At 65.5% G+C, this 4,763-nt stretch carries 5 protein-coding genes; all 5 read left to right on the forward strand.

Going from position 1 to position 4,763, the window contains the following annotated elements; all coding sequences use genetic code 11:
• Nucleotides 1-247: 247 nt before the first annotated feature.
• The 5 genes from ACQR1H_RS33120 (at nucleotide 248) to ACQR1H_RS33140 (ending at nucleotide 4,606) form a co-directional block, all read left to right on the forward strand.
• A complete protein-coding gene (locus tag ACQR1H_RS33120; RefSeq protein WP_434845511.1) occupies nucleotides 248-1,642 on the forward strand; it encodes an amidase family protein in 1,395 nt (464 codons plus the stop codon).
• Complete coding sequence (locus tag ACQR1H_RS33125; protein ID WP_316217648.1) at nucleotides 1,642-2,118, forward strand: glutathione peroxidase; 477 nt, start codon at nucleotides 1,642-1,644, stop codon at nucleotides 2,116-2,118. Before ACQR1H_RS33120 ends, ACQR1H_RS33125 begins: the two co-directional genes overlap by 1 nt.
• Nucleotides 2,115-2,363 carry a DUF3297 family protein gene (locus ACQR1H_RS33130; protein WP_006614234.1) on the forward strand — a complete coding sequence of 83 codons (249 nt, stop codon included), beginning with the start codon at nucleotides 2,115-2,117 and terminating at the stop codon, nucleotides 2,361-2,363. The genes ACQR1H_RS33125 and ACQR1H_RS33130 overlap by 4 nt, the downstream gene beginning before the upstream one ends.
• 402 nt (nucleotides 2,364-2,765) lie before the next feature.
• Entirely contained in the window at nucleotides 2,766-3,818 is a 1,053-nt protein-coding gene (locus tag ACQR1H_RS33135; protein ID WP_434908794.1) for a hypothetical protein, read from the forward strand.
• A gap of 20 nt (nucleotides 3,819-3,838) precedes the next feature.
• Nucleotides 3,839-4,606, forward strand: coding sequence for a hypothetical protein (locus ACQR1H_RS33140; RefSeq protein WP_434908795.1), 768 nt, complete (start codon nucleotides 3,839-3,841; stop codon nucleotides 4,604-4,606).
• Nucleotides 4,607-4,763 lie beyond the last annotated feature (157 nt).

The raw sequence follows: 4,763 nt of genomic DNA on the forward strand, positions 1-4,763 counted from the left end.
TCCTGGTGTGTCTCGAACATTTGGCGATGCTCAAGACCGCAGAAGAATCCACGCCATGCACCATGTCCAGTCTGTCTTGAACCGGACAGCCGTGGGACAAGCCCGGCCATGACGAGGAGGAGAGGGCGGCGCGCAACAACAACACCCATGCGCTTTGTTGCATAGGCCTGTCAGGAGAGCCGCGCCTAGACCGCTTTCTCCCTGCCATCCGTCGCGCTAAGAACGCGAGACCACCACGGAGCTCCCCATGACCGATCTCTGGCGCCTGCCGGCTGCCGATCTTGCCGCCCTCATCAAGTCGAAACAGGTCTCCGCCCGCGAGGCCGCGACATCAGCGCTGGCGCGGCTCGATGCGGTGAACCCCGCGATCAACGCCGTGATCGATCACCGTCCAGACGAGGTTCTGAAACAGGCCGACGCCATCGACGCCCGGCTGGCGAACGGCGAGGACCCCGGGCCGCTCGCCGGCGTGCCAGTGACGATCAAGGTCAATGTCGACCAGACAGGCTTCGCCACCACCAACGGCCTCAATCTGCAGAAGGACGCGATCGCCTCGGCCCACAATCCGGTCGTCAACAACTTCGTCAAGGCCGGCGCCGTGCTGCTCGGCCGCACCAACACGCCTGCGGTGTCCTATCGCTGGTTCACCAGCAACCTCATCCATGGCCACACTAGGAATCCCCGCGATCCCGGCATCACCCCGGGCGGCTCCTCCGGCGGCGCCGGCGCGGCGACCGCCGCCGGCATCGGCCATATCGGCCACGGCACCGATATCGCCGGCTCGGTGCGCTATCCCGCCTATGCCTGCGGCATCCACGGCCTGCGCCCGACGGTCGGCCGCATCCCCGCCTTCAACACCTGCCTGCCGGAGCGGCCGATCGGCCCGCAGATCAGCGCCGTCTCCGGCCCGCTCGCCCGCACGGTCAACGACGTCAGGATCGCGCTGGCAGCGATGTCGGCGCGCGACGTCCGCGATGTCTGGTGGATGCCGGTGCCGCTCGAGGGCCCTCCCTTGCCGAAGCGCGTCACGCTCTGCGTCAACCCCGACGGCCTCAACCCGGTGCCGGAAGTCGTCGCCGCGCTGCGCGATGCCGCCAGGCGGCTCGAAGCCGCCGGCTGGGCCGTCGAGGAGATCGCGGACACGCCGCCGCTGCAGGAGGCCGCGCTGCTGCAGACCCGGCTCTGGCTCGGCGACGGCTACGAGGCGCAGCTCGCCGCAGCCGAGAAGGAAGGCGATCCCGGCGCGCTGGCCTGCCTGCGCGGCGTCAGTGACAAGGTTCATCCGTTCGACCTCTCGGCGACGCTGGCCCGCCGCGCCGCGCTGACACGGCAATGGCTCCTGTTCATGGAGCAGCATCCGCTGCTGCTGATGCCGGTCTCCGGCATGCTGCCGTTCGCCGACCAGCTCGACCGCAAGGACGAGGAGTCGTTCAGGCAGGTCTGGCATGCCCAGCTCACGCAGATCGCCATTCCCTTCTTCGGCCTGCCGGGCCTCGTGGTCTCCACTGGCATGGTCGGCCGCGTCCCCGTCGGCGTGCAGCTCGTCGGCCAGCGTTTTCGCGAGGACATGTGCCTTGCCGCGGGCGAGGCCATCGAGGCCGGCGGCACGCCGCCGTCACCGATCGATCCGGTGCTGGGCTGATGGCCAGCATCTACGATTTCACCGCGACCTCGCTGAAGGGCGAGGAGGTGCCGCTGCAGCGCTTCGAGGGCCAAGTGCTCCTGATCGTCAACACCGCCAGCGCCTGCGGCTTCACGCCGCAATATCGCGGCCTGGAGGCGCTGCACCGCGCCTATGCGGACAGGGGCTTTGCCGTGCTCGGTTTTCCCTGTAACCAGTTCGGCGCCCAGGAGCCCGGCACGGCCGAGGAGATCGGCGCGTTCTGCGCCGGCAAGTACGACGTCACCTTCCCGCTGTTTGCGAAGATCGACGTCAACGGCGCCGACGCGCACCCGCTGTACAGGTTCCTGAAGGGCGAGAAGACGGGCCTCTTGGGCTCGGCGATCAAATGGAATTTCACCAAATTCCTGGTCGATCGCACCGGCCACGTGGCATCGCGCCATGCGCCGACCACCACGCCCGAGGCGCTGAAGAAAGAGATCGAGGCACTGCTGTGAGCGACAACGAGACCTTCACCTTCCCCGACCGTCTCTCGGTCGATCCGAAGAGCCCCTATTACAACGCGGAGATCCTGTCGCGCGACGTCGGCATCCGCTTCAAGGGCGCCGAGAAGACCAATGTCGAGGAATACTGCATCAGCGAAGGCTGGATCCGCGTCGCCGCCGGCACCGCCAAGGACCGCCACGGCAACCCGCTGACCATCAAGGTGCATGGGCCGGTCGAGCCGTATTTCAAGGATTGAGGATAGGGTCGAGCGCCGCCTCTTGCGCCCGTCCTCAAGTCTGAGGCATCGGCCCCTCAACGATCGTCCGCCCTCAGGATGGGGCACCCTGCCAACCCCATCGTCATGCCCGGGCTCGTCCCGGGCATCCACGTCGGCCTTCTGGGCTCGGACGTGGATGGCCGGGACAAGCCCGGCCATGACGAGTGGAGAGAGCGTGAGCCAACGAGGGCACGGCGCCCGGCGCCAAACAGCAACCCTTCACTCAAAAACATGAGCGACGCTCAGAATTTTCTTGAACGTCGCTCAAGTTCCGTTAGACTACCCCCTGTTCGCACCGGCATCCGCGTATCGCGACGCGCAACGCAATAGCGTTCGCGCGAACGCCACGGGCATGTCCGGCGCGCCCATGAGGTGACGACCATGTCCTATTCCGACCACGATCTCCGTGCTGCCGAAACTGCCGGCGCGATCGGTCCCGACGAGCTGCAGCGCCTGCTCGCCTTCCTGCACCAGCGCGTCGCAACGGCAGCGCCCCGCGCCAAATTCGATGCCGCGCATCTGCTCTGGTACGCCGGCGCCCTGATCGTGATCGGCGCGATGGGCCTGTTCTCGACGGTGGCGTTCTCGCAGATGGGCGGCCGCGCCCTGACCGCCTGCGCGCTCGCTTACGCCGCGGCTTTCGGTCTCGCCGGCAACCACCTCTGGCGCCGCGGCCTGCGCGTCCCCGGCGGCCTGCTGATCGCCATCGCCGTGTCGATGGCGCCGCTCGCCGTCTACGGCGTGCAGGAGGAGCTCGGCTGGTGGAGCCGGTTCGGCAAGCCCGGCACGGTCCACGACTTCTACGTCTGGATCAAGGGCAGCTGGCTGTTCATGGAAATCGCGACCGTCGTCGCAGGCTCCATCGCGCTGCGCTTCTATCGCGTGCCCTTCATCGTCGCCATCATCTCGGTCGCGCTGTGGTTCATGTCGATGGACCTCACGCCCTGGATCTTCAACGTCAGCCACATCGACTGGGAGATGCGCCGCATTGTCTCGATCTGGTTCGGCCTCGGCATTCTCGCGGTCGCCTGGACCGTCGACTACGCCAGCCGTAGCCGCGACTTCGGCTTCTGGCTACACCTCTTCGGCCTGATGGCCTTCTGGGGCGGCATCAGCGCCACCGAAGGCGCGACCGAGCTCGGCAAGGCGGTCTACTGTCTGCTCAACGTCGGCCTGCTCGCCATCGCCGTCATCATCGTCCGCCGCGCCTACGCCGTGTTCGGCGCCATCGGCATCACGATGTATCTCGGCCATCTCGCCGACGTCGTCTTCAAGAACTCGCTGCTGTTCCCGTTCGCGCTGTCGCTGATCGGCGTTGCGGTCGTGGCGGTGGGGCTGGCGTATCACCGGAAGCAGCAGGTGATTGCGGAATGGCTGACGGCCCATCTGCCGGCGGCGGTGATGCGGCTTCGGCCGCGCAGCGAATTGGCTTGAGGCGTGCGGGGTGACTCACCATGCCTGATGTCCAAGCCTTCAAGGAGTTTCTGACGCGCAAGGCCCATTGGCTCGTCGTCCTGTCCTGGCTCATGATTCTGCCGACCGCATACTACGCTTTTGCGCTCTCGATGGTGTCGGGCTCTTGGGTCGCGCACAATTCTCTGCACCAAGACATCCCGATGGCGACGACCAGGATCTATGTCGCCTTGGCTGCGCCAGCCTTCGGTCTGATCGCAGCGATCGTCGCATCGATTGCGAATGCCGCGGGGAGGCGCCTCGCCGCATCGGTTACCGTGATCGTCTATTGGTTCACGATCTTCCTCGGCGGGCCGATCTGCGTGGCGCTCACGCCTTCTGGACCGCAATCATACGACCGGGTCGTGAGCGGACAGCATTTCCAGGTCCCCTGGCACTATCGCCCGGTGGTCGACTTCGTCGTCCCAAACGGCTTCGGATTCACTGCTTATGTGTGTCTGCATGACCCTCGACTCGGCGTCTATGATGAGGGATGCAGGAGTGCGGCAATCCAGGTGACGGTCGCTCCAGACGCTGACTCCGAAAGCCAGAATGGACTCAATCGCTGCCGGCGTTACGTATGCCGCCGCCGGCTCGTGACGCAGGGAGTCGTGATCGATTACGACACGACCGTACCCGACGATGACCCCGACAAGGAGCCGCCGAGCGCCCAGGCTTACATATCCGACTGGAATGATGTGGACCGCAGGTTATTGGCAGTTGTGTTGAGCTGGAAAGTCGAGACGTCAACGGCGAGGCCGGATCAATAGTGATCCAATATGGGGAGGTGGGGCTGGGTCCATTAATTCAAAATTCGAAATTCGGCGACAGTCGAAATTCGGTGACAGTGCTGGACTGCACCCCTCAAGTGAGACACGATAATCTCAGTGACAGGCATTCCGAGGATGACCTGTGGCAGCAAGAGGG

The sequence above is a fragment of the Bradyrhizobium sp. HKCCYLRH2015 genome, from assembly GCF_051168215.1.
In the GTDB taxonomy this organism is placed as follows: domain Bacteria; phylum Pseudomonadota; class Alphaproteobacteria; order Rhizobiales; family Xanthobacteraceae; genus Bradyrhizobium.